Source organism: Streptomyces musisoli, assembly GCF_016741855.1.
Lineage (GTDB): Bacteria > Actinomycetota > Actinomycetes > Streptomycetales > Streptomycetaceae > Streptomyces > Streptomyces musisoli.
This window is the reverse complement of the sequence record NZ_JAERRH010000009.1, coordinates 252,925-271,651: the sequence shown is the minus strand read 5'-3', so window position 1 is coordinate 271,651 and position 18,727 is coordinate 252,925. Positions and strand designations below refer to the sequence as shown.

At 73.2% G+C, this 18,727-nt stretch carries 13 protein-coding genes; 10 read left to right on the top strand and 3 right to left on the bottom strand.

All coding sequences use genetic code 11. The features are described from left to right. Nucleotides 1-99: 99 nt before the first annotated feature. Nucleotides 100-1,284, bottom strand: a complete 1,185-nt coding sequence (locus JK361_RS24450; protein ID WP_201821747.1) for a glycosyltransferase family 39 protein — start codon at nucleotides 1,282-1,284, stop codon at nucleotides 100-102. A 259-nt stretch (nucleotides 1,285-1,543) separates the two neighbouring features. Here JK361_RS24450 and JK361_RS24445 point away from each other — a divergent pair, with 259 nt between their 5' ends. Together JK361_RS24445 and JK361_RS24440 are read left to right on the top strand one after the other, a co-directional pair. Continuing rightward, complete coding sequence (locus JK361_RS24445) at nucleotides 1,544-3,319, top strand: MFS transporter (protein WP_236053470.1); 1,776 nt, start codon at nucleotides 1,544-1,546, stop codon at nucleotides 3,317-3,319. A gap of 99 nt (nucleotides 3,320-3,418) precedes the next feature. Then, entirely contained in the window at nucleotides 3,419-4,609 is a 1,191-nt protein-coding gene (locus tag JK361_RS24440) for an acyl-CoA dehydrogenase family protein (RefSeq protein ID WP_201821745.1), read from the top strand. Between the two features lie 36 nt (nucleotides 4,610-4,645). Here the strand turns inward: JK361_RS24440 and JK361_RS24435 are convergent, their stop codons facing one another. Beyond that, nucleotides 4,646-5,083, bottom strand: a complete 438-nt coding sequence (locus JK361_RS24435) for a cell division protein SepF (RefSeq protein ID WP_059248508.1) — start codon at nucleotides 5,081-5,083, stop codon at nucleotides 4,646-4,648. A 266-nt stretch (nucleotides 5,084-5,349) separates the two neighbouring features. Between JK361_RS24435 and JK361_RS24430 the strand changes: the two genes are divergently transcribed. From JK361_RS24430 to JK361_RS24405, 6 genes are all read left to right on the top strand, one after another. Further along, nucleotides 5,350-6,651: a DUF5685 family protein gene (locus tag JK361_RS24430; protein WP_201821742.1), complete on the top strand. Its 1,302-nt coding sequence runs from the start codon at nucleotides 5,350-5,352 to the stop codon at nucleotides 6,649-6,651. A gap of 794 nt (nucleotides 6,652-7,445) precedes the next feature. Beyond that, nucleotides 7,446-9,206, top strand: coding sequence for an FAD/NAD(P)-binding protein (locus JK361_RS24425; protein WP_201821741.1), 1,761 nt, complete (start codon nucleotides 7,446-7,448; stop codon nucleotides 9,204-9,206). A 28-nt stretch (nucleotides 9,207-9,234) separates the two neighbouring features. Next, a complete protein-coding gene (locus tag JK361_RS24420) occupies nucleotides 9,235-10,341 on the top strand; it encodes an LLM class flavin-dependent oxidoreductase (RefSeq protein ID WP_201821739.1) in 1,107 nt (368 codons plus the stop codon). Between the two features lie 714 nt (nucleotides 10,342-11,055). Beyond that, on the top strand, nucleotides 11,056-11,955 hold the full coding sequence (locus JK361_RS24415; protein WP_201821737.1) for a S1 family peptidase: 900 nt from the start codon (nucleotides 11,056-11,058) through the stop codon (nucleotides 11,953-11,955). 202 nt (nucleotides 11,956-12,157) lie between these two features. Continuing rightward, nucleotides 12,158-15,673 (top strand): DNA polymerase III subunit alpha, encoded by a 3,516-nt coding sequence (locus JK361_RS24410; RefSeq protein WP_201821735.1) that lies wholly within the window; start codon nucleotides 12,158-12,160, stop codon nucleotides 15,671-15,673. Continuing rightward, nucleotides 15,670-16,644, top strand: a complete 975-nt coding sequence (locus JK361_RS24405; protein ID WP_201821732.1) for a DNA polymerase Y family protein — start codon at nucleotides 15,670-15,672, stop codon at nucleotides 16,642-16,644. Before JK361_RS24410 ends, JK361_RS24405 begins: the two co-directional genes overlap by 4 nt. Before the next feature lie 18 nt (nucleotides 16,645-16,662). Here the strand turns inward: JK361_RS24405 and JK361_RS24400 are convergent, their stop codons facing one another. Next, a complete protein-coding gene (locus JK361_RS24400) occupies nucleotides 16,663-17,037 on the bottom strand; it encodes a cupin domain-containing protein (RefSeq protein ID WP_201821730.1) in 375 nt (124 codons plus the stop codon). Between the two features lie 107 nt (nucleotides 17,038-17,144). On the opposite strand from JK361_RS24400, the gene JK361_RS24395 reads away from it, so the two are divergent. Together JK361_RS24395 and JK361_RS24390 are read left to right on the top strand one after the other, a co-directional pair. Next, nucleotides 17,145-17,591, top strand: a complete 447-nt coding sequence (locus JK361_RS24395; RefSeq protein ID WP_201821728.1) for a MarR family winged helix-turn-helix transcriptional regulator — start codon at nucleotides 17,145-17,147, stop codon at nucleotides 17,589-17,591. A 168-nt stretch (nucleotides 17,592-17,759) separates the two neighbouring features. Beyond that, complete coding sequence (locus JK361_RS24390; RefSeq protein WP_201821726.1) at nucleotides 17,760-18,620, top strand: esterase/lipase family protein; 861 nt, start codon at nucleotides 17,760-17,762, stop codon at nucleotides 18,618-18,620. Nucleotides 18,621-18,727 lie beyond the last annotated feature (107 nt).

Below are 18,727 nucleotides of genomic sequence, written 5' to 3'. Positions count from 1 at the left end.
CCTCTGACCGTGCGGGGCGTTGTTTATATGGCACTTATGAATGCGTTAACCCGGCCCTCGTGCGGAATTCTCCCGGGTGTCATCGGCGGGCCGAGTCGATCACGGGGGCCCGGAGCCGTTCAGCCAGAAAGCCCCATAGACCGCCGCCACGACCGCCAATCCGGCCGTGACCAGGGCTGATCGGAACGCGCGCGGCCCGGCCAGGGTGCGGGCGAGCGGCAGCAGCACCGGGAAGGCCGGCATCAGCAGCCGCGGCTTGGAGCCGAAGTAGCTCGACGCGCACAGGGCGAGGGCGAGCACGACACCCGTGTACACCAGTAGTTCGATCGGCTGACGCTCGCGCACTCCGGTGACGTACAGCCAGATCAGCAGGGCGACGCCGACGATCAGGCCGAGGCCGGCCAGGGCGGACGGGAATGACGTGAACTTGTCGGCCACGAAGCGGGCGAAGGCGTAGCCGCCGTCGAAGCCGTTGCGCCACCCGGCCTGGACGTCCAGGTACCCGAGCGGACCCTTGCCGGTGCGGTGGCCGACCCAGAGCACGTACGCGGCGGCACCGAGCGGAGCCAGCAGCATGCCGAGCGCGCGGCGCCGGCGTGGGGCGTACAGAGAAGGGAGTGCGCCCGGCGTGCGCTCCGCACCGTGCTCTCGCACGAACGAGACCACCCCCGCCGTCCACACCGCGGCGACCACCGCCACCCCCACCGGCCGGGTCAGCCCCGCCAGGGCCGCCAGCACGCCCGCGCTCACCCACCGCCCGGTCAGCAGCGCGTACAGCGACCAGGCCGCCAGCGCCGTGAACAGCGACTCGCTGTACGCCATCGACTGCACGACCCCGACCGGCAGCACGGCCCACAGCAGTACGGCGCAGATCCCGGCCCGGGCCCCGTACACCCGCTCCGCGACCGCGTAGATCCCGGCCGCCGCGGCGAGCGAGCCCAGCAGGCTCACCACGAACCCGGCGTCCGCGTACGACAGCGGGGTGACCGCGTGCAGCAGCCGCTCCAGCCACGGCAGCAGCGGGAAGAACGCCAGGTTGGAGTGGACGTCCCCGTTCGGCAGCCGCACCTCGTAGCCGTAGCCCAGCTCGGCGACCCGCGTGTACCAGAGCGAGTCCCAGCGCGCGGTCAGCAAGGTGTACGCGCTCTTGCCGCGCGCGGCGCTCCACACGGCGAGCACGGCCAGCCCCAGGGCGCGGACCGCCGCGTAGCCCAGGAGGGCCGCAACCGCCCGGCGCAGGAGAGGGGCGTGGGGTGGGGCCACGCGCGTTTCAAGATCGGTCACGGGCTCGATTATCGACCGGGCGGTGGACCGGACCGGTCACGGGGTCATGGTCAAGAGGGAGTGACGTGGTGTACGCCACATGGGTTCCGTCGTGCGTGTGAGAGGTCCGCCACGTGACCGCGCGGTGAACTCGCGTACGCTGACGAGTCACCCGCGAGGGTTTGCGCGGGCCGGAGACACCGCTCTCTCCGGCCGTACGACAGGGAGTCCCCACCCCGTCGGTCCGCCCCACGCGAGGGATCATCTGGGAGGTACGTACATGTCCGGGACGACCACGGCTGCCGTACGGCCGCGCCGTCGGGCGGCCCAGGCCGGTGCCAACCGCTGGGTCGTCCTCGTCGTCCTCTGCGTCAGCCTGCTGCTCGTCGCCCTCGACGCCACCGTGCTGCACGTGGCGGTCCCCGCCGTCACCGAGGACCTCCGGCCCGGAGCCATCGAACTGCTCTGGATCGTCGACGTCTATCCGCTGGTCTGCGCCTCGCTGCTGATCCTCTTCGGCACGCTCGGGGACCGGATCGGCCGCAGACGCGTCCTGCTGCTCGGCTACGGCCTCTTCGGGGTCGCCTCCGCCGTGGCGGCGTTCGCGCCGAGCGCCCAGACGCTCATCCTCGCCCGCGCGCTGCTCGGCGTCGGCGGCGCGATGATCATGCCGGCGACCCTGTCGATCCTCCGCCAGGTCTTCCCCGACCGGCGTGAGCGCGCCCTCGCCATAGGCATCTGGAGTGCGGTGGCGGCGGTCGGCGCGGCGGTCGGGCCGCTGCTCGGCGGCTTCCTGCTGGAGCACTTCTGGTGGGGCGCGGTCTTCCTGGTGAACATCCCGCTGATGCTGGTCAGCCTCCCGGTGGGCCGGATGCTGCTGCCCGAGTCGAAGGGCGACCGCCACGGCCCCTGGGACGTGACCGGCGCGCTGATGGCGGCGGGCGGGCTCTTCGGTGTCGTCCTCGGGGTGAAGCGGCTCGGCGGCGGGGAGGCGGTGGCGAGCCCCTTCACCGTGCTGCCGCTGCTGATCGGCGCGGCCCTCCTCGTCCTCTTCGTACGGCGCCAGCGGCGGCACCCGTATGCGCTGGTGGACCTGCGGATGTTCGGCCGGCCCGCGTTCAGCACCTCGGTGGGCTGCATCGTGCTGGCCATGCTGGCGCTGGTCGGCCTGGAGCTGATCGCCGCCCAGTACCTGCAACTGGTGCTCGGCCTGTCCCCGCTGGAGACCGGCCTCAGGCTGCTGCCCCTGACCGTCGCGGCCATGGCGGCCGGCCTGGCGGGCGCGCGCATGCTGCGCCGCTTCGGACCGCGCCGGATGGTGTGCTTCGGCTTCTGCCTGACGGCGGCCGCGGTGCTGACCCTGACGGCGATGGGCGGCGCCGACAACCCGACGCTGCTCCTGGCCGGCTTCGTGCTGCTGGGCTTCGGCCTGGAGACCACGCTCTTCGGCGCGTACGAGTCGATGCTCAGCGAGGCCCCAGCCGACCAGGCCGGCGGCGCGGCGGCGATCGGCGAGACCTCCTACCAGCTCGGCGCCGGCATCGGCATCGCCCTGCTGGGCAGCGTGATGAACGCGGCCTACACACCGGGCCTGCGGTCGGTGCCGGGCGTTCCGCGGCACGCGTCACAGGCGGCGGGCCACTCGCTCGGCGAGGCCTACGAGATCGCCGGCCGGCTCGGCGGAACCGCGGGGGCCGCGCTGCGCCAGGCGGCCCGGGACTCCTTCGTGCACGGGCTGCACCTGGCGCTGCTGGTGAGCGCCGGACTGTTGCTGCTGGGCGCGGTGATGGCACTGCGGCTGCCGTGGATCATGCAGTGCGGCGAGGAGCCGGCCGCGGGCGAGGGGAAGCTGCCGGCGCCGCGCGAGGCGGAGGCGAAGACGGCGGCCGGGACGCCGCGGACGCACGAGGCGGAGGCGGAGACGGCGGCCAAGACGGTGGCCGGGACGCCGCGGCCGCGCGAGGCGGAGGCGGCGGCCAAGACGGTGGCCGGGACATCGCGTCCACACGAGGCGGAGGCGGGAGCGGCGGCCGGGAAGTCGCGGGTCACCGCCTGATCACCCCTGGACGTGCGGGACACTGCACCGTAACGTCGGCCGGAGAGTCGTAACTAGCGCTGCTAGTTTTGCCGAGTCCCGTGTTCCGGAGGGTGCCCCATGTCCGCGTCCGCGAAGCTGCCCCCGTTCGATGCCGCCGACCCGCTCGGCATCGACGACCTGCTGGAGCCGGAGGACCTGGCCATCCGGGACACCGTCCGGGGCTGGGCGGCCGACCGTGTGCTGCCGTTCGTCGCCGACTGGTACGAGAAGGGCGAGCTGCCCGGGATCCGCGACCTCGCGCGGGAACTCGGCTCCCTCGGCGCCCTCGGGATGTCCCTCACCGGGTACGGCTGCGCGGGCGCGACGGCCGTGCAGTACGGCCTGGCCTGTCTCGAGCTGGAGGCCGCCGACTCGGGCATCCGGTCGCTGGTCTCCGTGCAGGGGTCCCTCGCGATGTATGCCATCCACCGGTTCGGCAGCGAGGAGCAGAAGCAGGAGTGGCTGCCGCGCATGGCCGCCGGCGAGGTGATCGGCTGCTTCGGGCTGACCGAGCCCGACCACGGCTCCGACCCCGCATCCATGCGCACCCACGCCAAGCGCGACGGCGACGACTGGGTGCTGAACGGCCGCAAGATGTGGATCACCAACGGCTCGGTCGCCGGGGTGGCCGTCGTCTGGGCGCAGACCGAGGAGGGCATCCGCGGGTTCGTCGTACCCGCCGGCAGCCCCGGCTTCTCGGCTCCGGAGATCAAGCACAAGTGGTCCCTGCGCGCCTCGGTCACCAGCGAACTCGTCCTGGACGACGTGCGGCTGCCCGGCACGGCCGTCCTGCCGGAGGTCACCGGGCTGCGCGGTCCGCTCGGCTGCCTCTCGCACGCCCGCTACGGCATCGTCTGGGGCGCGATGGGCGCCGCGCGCAGCAGTTTCGAGGCGGCCCTCGACTACGCGAAGTCGCGCGAGCAGTTCGGGCGGCCCATCGGCGGCTTCCAGCTCACCCAGGCCAAGCTCGCCGACATGGCGGTGGAACTGCACAAGGGCATCCTGCTCGCCCACCACCTGGGACGGCGCATGGATGCCGGCCGCCTGCGTCCCGAACAGATCAGCTTCGGCAAGCTCAACAACGTCCGCGAGGCCATCGAGATCTGCCGTACGGCGCGGACGATCCTCGGTGCCAACGGGATCTCCCTCGAATACCCGGTGATGCGGCACGCGACCAACCTGGAATCGGTGCTCACCTACGAGGGCACCGTCGAGATGCACCAGCTCGTGCTGGGCAAGGCGCTCACCGGGCTCGACGCCTTCCGGTGAGCCCCGTCGGGGGCAGGGCCGGTGAGCGGCCCTGCCTCAGCTCTGGTTGAAGAAACCGTCCGAGCGGTGCGCGGACGCCTCGCCGCTGATGATCTCGGTGTCGGCGGGGGTCAGCAGGAACACGCGGTTGGACACGCGGTCGATCGAACCGCGCAGGCCGAAGATGAGCCCCGCCGCGAAGTCGACGACCCGCTTGGCGTCGCCGGGCTCCATGTTGGTGAGGTTCATGATGACCGGGACTCCGTCCCGGAAGAGCTCGCCGATGGCGCGGGCGTCCCGGAAGCTGTCCGGGGTGACCGTGCCGATCCGGCGGCCCTTCTCCTCGGCCGTGTCCGTGGCCACCTTCACCCTCGGGTCGGTGACCCAGGCGTCCCCGGACTCGGTGCCCTCGGAGTAGTCGTCGTCGTAGTAGCGCTCGTCATCGTTGTCGTCGACGAGGCCGAGCCATGCACTCGCCTTGCGTACCGATCCCATGGACGCCTCCTCTCACAGCGGTCTTTCTTGCTTTCCGCATCCCTATGGTCATCCATGATGCGGACGGCGCGCCAAGTGGATAGACGCCGCGCGGGGGGTTTGTGACGGTACTGGTGCACAGTCGATCCGTCGAGAGTCCTTGTGCCCCAAGGGCCGAGACTCATACGGCTGCTGACTGAGAGTGAAATATGATTGTACGCGGCGGACGGGTGACGCCCGGGGCGTACGGGTGAATGCCAACGTCGTATGACAGTACGGGGGATGTTGTGTTCGGAATCGTCAGGCCCTGCTCCCATCGCCTCGGCGAGAGACTCAAGGCCGACTGGATGGCGCACTTGTGCGGGCTCTGCCTGGCGCTTCGCCGGGACCACGGTCAGTTCGCACGGGTCGTGACGAACTACGACGGGCTTCTGGTCTCGGTTCTGACAGAGGCTCAGACCGGCCCGGTGGGCGGCGCGCGCCGTACGGCGGGGCCATGCGCGCTGCGCGGCATGCGGACCGCGTCGGTCGCACAGGGTGAGGGGGCGCGGCTCGCCGCGGCCGTCTCGCTGGTGCTCGCCTCGGCGAAGGTCCGCGACCACGTCGCCGACCGGGACGGACTGCTGGCCCGCCGGCCGGCCGCCGCCGCGGCGCGCCGGGTGGCCGCGAGCTGGGGCCGGGCGGGGGAGCGCGGCGGGGCGGCGGTCGGGTTCGACACCGGCGTCCTGGTCGACGCCGTCGACCGGCAGCTCGGCATCGAGACCCTGGCCGGGCCGGGCACCCCGATCCTGACGGTCACCGAGCCGACCGAGACCGCGACCGCCGCGGCCTTCGCGCACACCGCGGTACTGGCCGGCCGGCCGGACAACGCCGAGCCCCTCGCGGAGGCCGGGCGGCTCTTCGGGCGGCTCGCGCACCTCCTGGACGCCGTGGAGGACCGGCAGACCGACGCCCTGTCGGGTGCCTGGAACCCGCTCACCGTCACCGGCACCTCCCTCGCCGAGGCGCGCCGGCTCGCCGACGACGCCCTGCACGGCATCCGGCTCGCCCTCCGCGAGGCCGAGTTCCGCGACGGCGGGCTCGTCCATCTGCTCCTCGTCCACGAACTGCGGCGTTCGGTGGACCGGGCGTTCGGCACGGCACCGGTGTGCGCGGCGCATCAGCCGGGCGTGCCGCAGGGGCCGTACGGTGCCGGGGTGCCGCAAGGACCGTACGGCGGCGATCCGTACGGCGCCGGTGCTCCGCATGCGGGCGGCGGCCCCCAGGCCGGCGGCAATCCCTACGCGGGCGGCAATCCCTATGCGGGGGGCGGTCATCCCGGTGGAGGGGACGGCTTCGGCGGGGGCGGTGGTGGCTTCGGGGGCGGGTTCGGTCCCGAACCCGCCAAGGGCAGGCGTGGGTTCTGGGCGGGCTGCGGGATGTTCTTCGCGCTGTTCTGCTCCTGCAAGATGTGCTGCGCCGAGGAGTACGAGGGCCCCTGGTCCCGGAAGAAGCGCAACGGCTGCTGCCAGTGGTGCGACTGCTCCTGCCCCGGTGGCTGTGGTGGATGCGACGGCTGCGACTGCTGCTGCCCGTGCGACGGTTGCTAGGGCCTCACGTTCGGACCTGGACGCCGCGCCGGGGTCCTGCCCGCCGCCGGCCAGGGCGGGCAGGGCCGCCCTCGAAGCCCGCCTGACCGGCCCTCAGGTGGCGGCGGGGCGCGCGGCGGACGACGTAACGGTGGCAAAGGCCGGGAAATGACGACAAAAGGTCGTGGGCATCGGGCGGCGGTCTCCTGAAGCGGAAGGGTGTGCGAGAACGCGAGGGGAGGGGAGCGCGTGTGAAGGCGGAGAACGGCGAGGGAACGCGAGGAGGCCCGCCGCGAGGGCGGGCGCGCGCAGGGGGTCAGCTCAACAGGACGAGGACCACACGCGACCGAAGTCGATGTGGGAGCGGGTGACCAGCCACTGCTGCGGATGCATGGGCCAAGTGGAACAGGCGTCCGATGCCACGTCAACCGACTTGAGATGTACGGCTCACAGTCCGGACAGCCTTGACAGCGAACGGAAACGCACCCGTACTCTCGTTGCGCGGCCCTGCTGAGGGGCTCGGCCGCATCCGCGCCGTGCGGCGCGCCCGTGTGAAGGCATCACCCCGTTCTGGCCTCCTCCACCGTCGACTTCGCTCGACCGGGGGGACCCCCAGCGTCACGGAGCCTTCGCATGTCATCCGACACCCTCGCCCAAGTCGCCACCGCACCGGGGATTCCCGGGCCCGCGGACATCCGCCGGACCGTCTCGCCGCGCCGCCGCGGCCGGTGGACGGCGGCCGTCGTCGTCCGCATCCCGCGCCGGGCCGCCCGTGCCGCAGACAGACGCCGCGCACGCGGTACGGGGAGCCCCCGATGAGGCAGCAACTGGTGATCGTGGGAGCCGGACCGCGCGGCACCGGCCTGCTCGAACGCCTCGCCGCCAACGCGCCCGAGCTGTACGCCGGTCCGGGCCTCGACATCCATCTCGTCGACCCCCATCCGCCGGGCGGCGGCCGCATCTGGCGTCAGGAGCAGTCGTCGCTGCTGTGGATGAACTCGCACGCCGAGGACGTCACCATGTTCACCGACGAGACGGTGGCGATGGCGGGCCCGGTGCGCGAGGGCCCCACCCTGCACGAGTGGGCCGAGCTGCACGGCCGCACCTTCGCCGGCCGGCAGCTCCAGGGCCGCTATCTGCGCTGGGTGTACGAACGGGCCCTGGCCGAGCTGCCCCCCACCGTCACCGTCCACCACCACCCGCGGCGCGCCCTCCGGATCGGCGGCCCGCGGGAGGGCCGTCAGCAGGTGTGGCTGGAGGGCCGCCCGCGTCCGCTCCTCGCCGACCTGGTGATCCTCGCCGTAGGCCACCTGGACGCCGAACTCGACGCGGACCAGGCCCGGCTGGCCGCCTATGCCCGGGAGCACGGCCTGGTCCACCTGCCGCCGGACTTCACCGCCGACAGCGACCTCTCCGCGCTGAGGGCCGGCGAACCCGTCCTCGTCCGGGGCTTCGGACTGGCCTTCGTCGACCTGATGGTGCTGCTCACGGAGGGACGCGGCGGGCGGTACGCGGGGGAGGCGTACCTCCCCTCGGGGCGGGAACCGGTGCTGTACGTCGGTTCCCGGCGCGGAGTGCCGTACCACTCGAAGATCGGCTACGACTGGACCGGCGACCGCCCGCCGCTGCCCCGCTTCCTCGGCCCCGCCGAGGTGGACGCGCTGCTGGCCCGGCCCGGCGGCTTCGACTTCCGGCGCGATGTGTGGCCCCTGGTCGAGAAGGAGCTGGGCTTCGCCCACTACCACCGGCTGTTCACCGCCCACCCCGGGCGTACGACGATGGCCTGGGCCGACTTCGAGGAGAAGTACGCCGCGGCCGGCGACCCGGCCGAGACCCGGGCGCTGGTCGCCGGCGCCGTGCCGGATCCGGCCGACCGGCTCGACCTCGCCGCCCTCGACCGCCCCCTGGACGGAGTGCGGTACGCCGCGCACGACGACCTCCAGGAAGCGCTCAGGGACTACATCGAGGCGGACCTGAACCGCCGTCACGATCCGTCCCACAGCCCCGACCTGGCCGTCTTCCTCGGCCTGCTCTCCGTCTACGGGCAGCTGGTGCGGCTCGGCGACATCGGGCCCCGCTGGCACGGGTTCTTCAGCTACCTGGCGTCCGGACCGCCCGGCCCCCGGCTGCGGCAGATGCTCGCGCTGTCCCGGGCCGGTGTGCTCCGGTTCGTCGGGGCCGGCATGTCCGTCACCGCCGCGGACGGGGTGTTCCGGGCCGGCAGTCCCACCGTGCCGGGCTTCAGCGTCGAGTCCCGCGCGCTGGTGGAGGCCCGGCTGCCGGATCCCACCCTCGGGCGCGCCCGCGACAGCCTGCTGCGCGAACTGCACGCCGACGGCGCCGCCGAGACCGCCGACGGGCTGCTCCGGGTCGACCCCGGTGACGGCCGGATCCTCGACCGCGGCGGGCGCCCGCACCCCCGGCGCTTCGCCCTCGGCCCCTACACCGACGCCCGGACCCCAGGCGCGTTCACCCGCCCGCGCACCGGCGGCCCCGCGTTCCGGCAGAACGACACGACCGCCCGGACGGTGCTGTCTCTGCTGGGCGCCGCACAGGGAAAGGAACTCGCGCGATGAGCGTCATGCGAGCCGTGCGAGGTGCGGGGTGAGCGGGCGGTACGGCCGTGGGCTGGTGCACCTTGCCGCCGCTCTCGACCAGCCGGGGGTCCTCGACGGCGCGGCGTACGCCGAACTGGCCCGGCTCGCCGAACGGGGCGGGCTGGACTTCGTGACGCTGGACGACGCCTTCGCCCGGCCCGGGCCCGACGCGCTCGGCGTGCTGTGCCGGGTGGCGCCCGCGACCCGGCGGATCGGGCTGGTGCCGACGGTCACCACCGCCCACACCGAGCCCTTCCGGGTACAGGCCGCCGTGGCCACCCTGGACTGGATCAGCCGGGGGCGGGCCGGCTGGCGGATCGACGTGTCCACCACCGAGGAGGCCCGTCTCTTCGGCCGCCGGCCCGTGGCCCCCGCCGAGACGCCGTGGCAGGAGGCGGGCGAATGCGACGACGTGGCCGCGAGGTCGTGGGACAGCCGGGCGGACGGCGCCGAGATCCGGGACGCGGCCACCGGCCGGTTCCTCGACCGGGACGCGGCCACCGGCCGGTTCCTCGACCGGGACCGGCTGCACCGCGTCGACTTCACCGGCACCGCCTCCTCGGTCCGTGGCCCGTCGACCGTGCCCCGGCCGCCGCAGGGCCACCCCGTGCGCGTGGTCGACGCCACCGACGGCCGCGCCCGGACGGTCGCCGCCCGGTACGCGGACGTGGCCCTGGTGCGCGCCGCCGCTCCCGCGCAGGCCGCCGGCGTCCGGGACGAACTGCGCGAGCAGGCCCGCTCGTACGGGAGGCACCCCGACTCGCTGCGGGTCCTGGTGAGCCTGCGGGTGGATCTCGGCGCCGGTGAGCACGCGGCCGAGCCGGGACACGGGGGCGGTGGCCCGCGGCCCACCGCCCGGGGCCCCCTGTACCGGGGCGGCCCGGTCGACCTCGCGGAGCTGGTGGCCGCCTGGCACGCCGACGGTGTCACCGACGGGTTCCACCTCGTCCCCGTCGAACCCCGCCGCGATCTGGAACGGCTGGTCAACGGCACGGTGGTGCTGCTCCAGCACCGCGGTCTGTTCCGCACCTTCTATCCCGGCAGCACCCTGCGCGAGCACCTGGGCCTCGCCCGGCCCGCCAACCGGTACGCCCCGACCGGGGGAACGCCATGACGCCCGACAGCTGGGAGCAGTGGCACGAGCAGCGCGTGGAGACGGTCTCGGCGCCCTGCGGGCCGCTCGCGCTGACCGCGACGCACTGGATCGAGGACTACCCGGAGGGTCGACTTCCGGACATTTCCGGGGTCTGGATGGCCGAAGAGGACCGGGTGGTGCTCACCGCCACCGAGGCGGACGGCCTGAGCGTCGACGGCCGGCCCTTCCCGGGTGCGGCCGCACTGGCCGCGGACACCGGTCCGCAGGCCGGGGCGCGGGTCGCACCGGGCGGGAAGCGGCTGGTCGTGCTGGTACGCGAAGGTGTCCGGGGAACGCCGACCCGTCCGGCTCACACCGAGCCCGGCGACCCGTGCCGACCACGCCGAGCCCGGCGACCCGTGCGACCCGCGCCGAGCCCGCCGAGCCCGGCGACCCGTGTGACCCGCGCCGGCCGCGCCGAGCCCGGCGACCCGTGCCGACCGCGCCGGGCCCGGCGATCCTTCCGGCCCGCGCCGACCCCGTTCCGGTCCGGCGGCGTGGCGGGCTCCGGTGCGCTCCGGTGTCTGCGGGCGACGGCCGAAAGGCACCCTTGTGCCGACCGGCCGTTCGGCCGAATACTCCCCCCAGCGCTTGTCAGGGGCATGCGCATTTCGAATCCGGTCGGTCCCCTGGCTGCGCCTCACGGGCCCCGACCCCACGCGGGCCCCCGACTTCCCTTGGAGGGAACGACAAGTGAGGATCAGGCGCACCACTCCCCGCCCCGGCACTGCGAGACGGACCCGGCTCCTCGCAGTGGCCACCGGCTTCCTGGCCGCAGCCGCGTTCGCCGCCCCCACCGCGAACGCCGGCGAAGTCCACACGTTCAGCGCCACCCAGCTCGCCGAGGCGAGCGACTCCGTCCTCAAGGCCGACATCCCCGGTACGGCCTGGGTCGTGGACAGCAAGAGCAACCGCGTCGTGGTCACCGTCGACAGCACGGTGTCCAAGGCCGAGATCGCCAGGATCAAGCAGCGGGCCGGCGCCGGCGCGAGCGCGCTGACCATCAAGCACACCCCCGGCAAGTTCAACAAGCTGATCACCGGCGGCGACGCCATCTACGGCGGTCAGTACCGCTGCTCGCTCGGCTTCAACGTGCACAGCGGCAGCACGTACTACTTCCTGACCGCCGGCCACTGCGGCGAGGTCGCCTCGACCTGGTACAGCAACTCCGGCAAGACCACGGTGCTCGGCACCAACGTCGGCTACAGCTTCCCGGGCAACGACTTCGCGCTGGTCCGCTACACCAACTCCTCGATCGCGCATCCGAGCGCGGTCGGCAGCCAGACCATCAGCCGCGCGGCCACCCCGTCCGTGGGGACGACCGTCTACCGGCGCGGCTCCACCACCGGTACCCACAGCGGCCGGGTCACCGGGCTGAACGCCACCGTCAACTACGGCGGCGGTGACATCGTCTACGGCCTGATCCAGACCACGGTCTGCGCCGAGGGCGGCGACAGCGGCGGTCCGCTCTACGCCGGATCCACCGCCTACGGTCTGACCTCCGGCGGCAGCGGCAACTGCTCGTCCGGCGGCACGACCTTCTTCCAGCCGGTGACCGAGGCGCTGAGCTACTACGGCGTCACCCTGCCCTGACGGGTTCACGGCAATCCTTTCGAAGCCCCGTCCCGGGTCGTCCCGGGGCGGGGCTTCACCGTGCGGCCGTGATGGCGTTTGCGCAGGTCGGAGGCGCCCGAGTGGATGTCGTACACACGTTCGAGAATGGAGGTATGGTGGGAGCGGGATTGGGAACTGATGTTCGAGAGTCGTTCGGGACTCACGAGTGCGGGAGGTGTGTGTGCCGGGCTTCGCGCATCTGCACACCGTCTCCGGGTTCTCCCTGAGGTACGGGGCGTCCCACCCGGAGCGGCTGGCCGGGCGCGCCTCGGAGCGGGGCATGGACGCCCTCGCCCTGACCGACCGCGACACCCTCGCCGGCACGGTGCGCTTCGCCAAGGCCTGTGCCGGTGCGGGGGTCCGTCCGCTGTTCGGGGTGAACCTGGCGGTGGCGGCGGAGGAGACCGTACGGCGTGAGAGGCGCCGTACCCCGGTGCGCGGCGGCGCCTTCGTGGACGAGTCGGCCCCCCGGGTGACCTTCCTCGCCCGGGACGGCGCCCGTGGGTGGGCCGACCTGTGCCGGCTCGTCACGGCGGCGCATGCGGCCGGGGCGGCCCCGCTGCTTCCCTGGGCCGCCAACCACGGCGACGGCCTGGTGGTCCTGCTCGGCCCGGAGTCGGACGTGGGGCGTGCGCTCGCCGCCGGACGGCCCGACCGGGCGGCACGGCTGCTCGCCCCGTGGCGCGAGGTCTACGGCGACGCGCTGCGGCTGGAGGCCGTCTGGCACGGCCGTACGGGCACGGGGCCCGGCTCGCTGCGGCCGGCCGCCCGTACCGTCGGATTCGCCGCCGAGCAGGGGGTGCGCCCGGTGCTCAGCAACGCCGTCCGGTACGCCGATCCCGGTCAGGGGCCGGTCGCCGACGTGCTGGACGCCGCGCGCCGCCTGGTGCCCATCGACCCCCGCGGGGAGCTGGACTCCGGCGAGGCCTGGCTGAAGGACGCGCCGGCCATGCTCCAGGTCGCCGAGCGGGTGGTGGAGGCCGCCGGGTACCGGCGGGACACCGCCCACCGGCTGCTGGAGCAGACCCGGGCCACCGCCGCCGAGTGCCGGGTCGACCCCGAGGGCGACCTCGGTATCGGCACCGTCCACTTTCCCGAGCCGCACCTCGTCGGCGCCGGCCGGCGCACCGCGCAGCGGGCGCTCGCCTCGCGGGCGGCCGCCGGGATGCTGCGGCTCGGGTACGGCGACCGGCGTGCGTACTGGGAGCGGATGCACCACGAGCTGGACGTCATCGGTCATCACGGCTTCGCCTCCTATTTCCTGACGGTCGCCCAGGTGGTGGACGACGTACGGGACATGGGGATCCGGGTGGCCGCGCGCGGCTCCGGCGCCGGGTCGCTCGTCAACCATCTGCTCGGGATCGCGCATGCCGATCCGGTCGAGCACGGGCTGCTGATGGAGCGCTTCCTGTCCAAGGAGCGCGTCGTGCTGCCCGACATCGACATCGACGTGGAGTCCGCGCGCCGGCTGGAGGTGTACCGGGCGATCATCGGCCGGTTCGGCGAGGAGCGGGTGGCGACCGTCTCCATGCCGGAGACCTATCGGGTGCGGCACGCGATCCGTGATGTGGGTGCCGCCCTGTCCATGGATCCCGCCGAGATCGACCGGGTGGCCAAGTCCTTTCCGCACATCCGGGCACGTGATGCCCGTGCGGCGCTGGAGGAACTGCCCGAGCTGAAGCGGCTCGCGGGGGAGAGGGAACGGTACGGCAGGCTGTGGGAGCTGGTGGAGGCCCTCGACGCCCTGCCGCGCGGGGTCGCCATGCACCCGTGCGGGGTGCTCCTGTCCGACGCCTCCCTGCTCGCCCGTACACCGGTGGTGCCGACCAGTGGTGAGGGGCTGCCCATGGCGCAGTTCGACAAGGAGGACGTGGAGGACCTCGGGCTGCTCAAACTGGACGTGCTGGGCGTGCGGATGCAGTCGGCGATGGCGCACGCGGTCGCCGAGGTGGAGCGGGCGACCGGGGAGCGGATCGACCTGGACGCGGTGCCGCCGGGGGATCCGCAGACGTACCGGCTGATCCGGTCCACCGAGACGCTGGGCTGCTTCCAGATCGAGTCGCCGGGCCAGCGGGACCTGGTCGGACGCCTTCAGCCGGCCACTTTCCACGATCTGGTCGTCGACATCTCCCTCTTCCGGCCCGGGCCGGTCGCCGCCGACATGGTGCGGCCCTTCATCGAGGCGCGGCACGGGCGGGCGCCGGTGCGCTACCCGCACCAGGACCTGGAGGAGGCGCTGCGGGGGACGTACGGGGTCGTCGTCTTCCACGAACAGGTCATCGACATCGTCGCCGTCATGACCGGCTGCGGCCGGGGCGAGGCCGACCGGGTGCGGCGGGGGCTGTCCGACGCGGAGTCGCAGGGGCGGATCCGGGTGTGGTTCGCCCAGCAGGCGGCTGCCAGGGGATACGACGCGGAGACGATCCGGCGGACCTGGGAGATCGTCGAGGCCTTCGGGTCGTACGGCTTCTGCAAGGCGCACGCCGTCGCCTTCGCCGTGCCCACCTACCAGTCGGCGTGGCTGAAGGCGCATCACCCGGCGGCCTTCTACGCCGGGCTGCTCACGCACGACCCCGGGATGTATCCCAAGCGGCTGCTGCTGGCCGACGCCCGGCGGCGCGGGGTGCCGGTCCTGCCGCTGGACGTCAACGTGTCCGGGGTCGCCCACAGGATCGAACTGGTGTCTGAATCTCCGGCGGTGTGGGGGCTGCGGCTCGCCCTCTCCGACGTGCACGGCATCAGCGAGGCCGAGGCGAAGCGGATCGCGGACGGACAGCCGTACGCCTCCCTGCTGGACTTCTGGGAGCGGGCCCGGCCCAGCAGACCGCTGGCGGGACGGCTCGCCCAGGTGGGCGCGCTGGACGCCTTCGGCGCCAACCGGCGTGATCTGCAACTGCACCTGACCGAGCTGCACCGGGGTGGCCGGGGCGGTGGCGGAGGCCAGCTTCCCCTGTCGGGAGGCCGGAAGACGGCACCGGCCGGCCTGCCGGACCTGACGTCGGCGGAGCGGCTCAGCGCCGAGCTGGGCGTGCTGTCCATGGACGCCTCGCGCAATCTGATGGACGACCACCGGGAGTTCCTCCAGGAGCTGGGCGTGGTCTCCGCGCGCCGGCTGCGGGAGGCCCGGCACGGGGAGACCGTGCTGGTCGCGGGCGCCAAGGCGGCCACCCAGACCCCGCCGATCCGTTCCGGCAAGCGGGTCATCTTCTCCACCCTGGACGACGGCACGGGACTGGTCGACCTCGCGTTCTTCGACGACTCGCACGAGGCCTGCGCCCACACCGTCTTCCACTCCTGGCTGCTGCTGGTGCGCGGAGTGGTGCAGCGGCGCGGCCCGCGCAGCCTCAGCGTGGTGGGCTCCGCCGCCTGGAACCTCGCCGAACTGGTCGACGTGCGGCACGAGGAGGGCCTCGACGGGGTCGCGGCCCGGCTGGCCGGAGCCCCCGGCCCGGCCGGGGACGGATCCCCGGCGGATGACGGCGGCGGTCCGTCCCGGGCCCGGCTCGCCGGCTCCGACGGGCTGCCCGCGCCGGCCGGCTCCGCGGCCCGTGACCCGATGGAGGGCCGGACGATCCGCATGCCCACGGGGTACGAGATGCACCCCTGGGCCGACCTGCGGCCCGCGGGCGAGGACGCCGCGCGAGGACCGGCGGCGATACAGAAGTTGTGGCACCAGAGCCCGGGGAGTGCGGGATGACCATCCTCTGCGTACGTTTCCAGCTGCCGCCGATGGACGAGGCCGCGTTTCCCGGGCTGCTCGGCCTCCTCGAGGAGTTCACCCCGGTCGTGGAGGCGCTGCCGCCGGACGGGGCGCTGGCCGATCTGCGCGGCGCCGAACGGTACTTCGGGCGCAGCGCGGTGGAGCTGGCCTCGGTGATCCGGGTGCGGGCCCTCGCGCGGTACGGCGTCGACTGCGTGATCGGCGCCGGACCGGGCCCGATGCTGGCCCGCGTGGCGCTGCGCGAGGCCCGGCCGGGGGTGACCTGCGCGGTGCCCGGGGACCCGGACGCCATCGCGGAGTTCCTCGCCGGGCGGCCGGTGTCCGCGTTGCCCGGCGTCGGCGCGGCGACCGCCCGCACCCTGGGCGAGTACGGCCTGGACACCCTGGGCCGGGTCGCCGCCGCGCCGCTCTCCACGCTCCAGCGGCTGATCGGCGCGAAGGCGGGCCGGGAGCTGCGCGAGAAGGCGTGCGGCGTCGACCGCGGACGGGTCGTGCCGAACGCCGCCTCGCGGTCGCTGGTGACGGAACAGGCCTTCGGCCTCGACGAACTGGACCCCGGCCGGCACCGCAGGGCGCTGCTGTCGGCCGCCGAGGAGATCGGCGCCCGGCTGCGCGCGGTGGAGCAGGTCTGCCGCACCCTGACCCTCACCGTGCGCTACGCCGACCGCTCCTCGACCACCCGCAGCCGCACCCTGAAGGAGCCGACCGCCCACTCGGCGGCCCTGACCAGTGCCGCCTACGGCATGTACGAGGCGCTCGGCCTGCAACGGGCCCGGGTCCGCGCGCTCGCCCTGCGTGCCGAGGGCCTGATCCCCGCCGACCGGGCCGCTCATCAGCTCACCTTCGACCCCGTGGACGAGAAGGTCCGCCGCATCGAGGAGGTCGCGGACCGTGCGCGGGCCAAGTTCGGGCCGCGGGCGGTGATGCCGGGCTCCCTGGCGGCGTGAACGCGGGGCCGCCGGAGGTCAGTTGGCCCAGGGCGGCGTGATGCGCGTGCCGTCGGCCAGCTGTGCCTCCAGGCCGATGGACGTGGTGACCCAGGAGATCGCGGTGTGGTCGGTGGGGTTCTCGACGGCCAGGGTCGAGCCGGGGTTGACGATCACCGTGTCGCCGGCGGAGATCCGCTCGGTCCGGCCGTCGAGCGTCATCAGCAGCTCGCCGACGAGCAGCAGGAAGATCTCCTCCCGGCTGACGGTGTGGGCGGGCGCCTCGGTGCCGGCCGGGATCTCGCCGCGCCAGGCGCACAGCTCCTTGCTGCCGGTGAGCGGGGTGGCGTAGGAGACGAAGCGGGCGCCGTGGATCTCATGGGTGACGGCTTCCGAGGAGCGGACTACGGGCATGGCGGTGATCTCCGTTCGGAGGACTGATGACCAAGTCACTTGGTCAAGTTGCTTGACTACATGGTCAAGCTGCTTGACCAAATCGTCAAGGGTGTTTCAATGCCTCCGTGCAGAACTCCGACGCCATGGCCCTGTTCGCCGCCCTGCTCGCCGCGGCGGGTGACCTCACCCAGCGCATCCATGACGGGGTGACCGCCCGTGGCTTCACGGATCTGCGGCCCGCCCACGGTTTCGCCTTCGCGCGGCTCGCCCCGGACGGGGCCACCGTCACCGACCTGGCCGTGCACCTGGGGGTCACCAAGCAGGCGGCGAGCCAACTGGTCGACGAGATCGTACGCAAGGGGTACGCCGAGCGCAGGCCCCATCCCGAGGACGCCCGGGCCCGGCTGATCGTGCTGACCGGGCGCGGCTGGGCCTGTACCCGGGCGGCGGAGGAGGCGGCCGCCGAGGTGGTGGGGGGATGGGCCGAACTGCTGGGCGAGGGGGAAGTGCACGCGTTGCGGGAGCGTTTGGCGAGGATCGCGCCTTACGGTCCGATCAGGCCCGCCTGGTGATGGTCCGTCAGCGTCCCGTGAACCACTGGTTATCACTGGAAGTTTTTACTGACGCGTAACTTCACACTTGCACTACTCGTCCGTAACTTGACGAGTGAACCAGCATCCCGTGATCCGGATCACAGGGTCAGGCCGTGCACCTCCCGTGAGCCGCAAGGAGATCACACGATGCTGCCCTGGAAACGAGTGCTCAGACCCCTCGCCGCGCTGTTCCTCACCGCCGCGGTCGCCGTCGTGCCCGCCGCCACCGCCAGCGCCGACAGCGCGCCCAGCAGCGGCTGGAACGACTACTCCTGCAAGCCCTCCGCCGCCCATCCCCGCCCCGTCGTCCTCGTCCACGGCACGCTGGGCAACTCCGTGGACAACTGGCTCGGCCTCGCCCCCTACCTGACGAGCCGCGGATACTGCGTCTACTCCCTCGACTACGGCCAGCTCACCGGCGTCCCCTTCTTCCACGGCCTCGGCCCCATCGACAAGTCGGCCGAACAGCTGTCCGCCTTCGTCGACAAGGTGCTCGCCTCGACCGGAGCCGCCGAGGCCGACCTGGTCGGTCACTCCCAGGGCGGCATGATGCCCCGCTACTACCTGAGGTTCCTCGGCGGAGCCGGCAAGGTGAACGCCCTCGTCGGCCTCGCCCCCGACAACCACGGCGCCACCCTGAGCGGTCTCACCAACCTGCTGCCGTACTTCCCGGGCGCCGAGGACCTGGTCAAGGCCACCACCCCCGGCCTCGCCGACCAGATCCCCGGCTCCGCCTTCCTCACCAAACTCAACGCGGGCGGCGACACCGTCCCCGGAGTGCACTACACGGTCATCGCCACCAAGTACGACGAGGTGGCCACCCCCTGGCGCAGCCAGTACCTGAGCGGCTCCGACGTCCGCAACGTCCTGCTCCAGGACCTGTGCCCGCTCGACCTCTCCGAACACGTCGCGATCGGCCTGCTCGACCGGATCGCCTTCCACGAGGTGGCCAACGCGCTCGACCCGGCCCGCGCCACCGCCACCACCTGCGCGTCGGTGTTCAGCTGACCCGCTGCCGCTGCCGCTGCCGCTGACGCTGCCTGTCCGGCCTGAGCCGCCGGACGGGCGTGTCGGTGTGCGGCCGACCCGCTGCCGGGACCTGTCCGGCCTGAGCC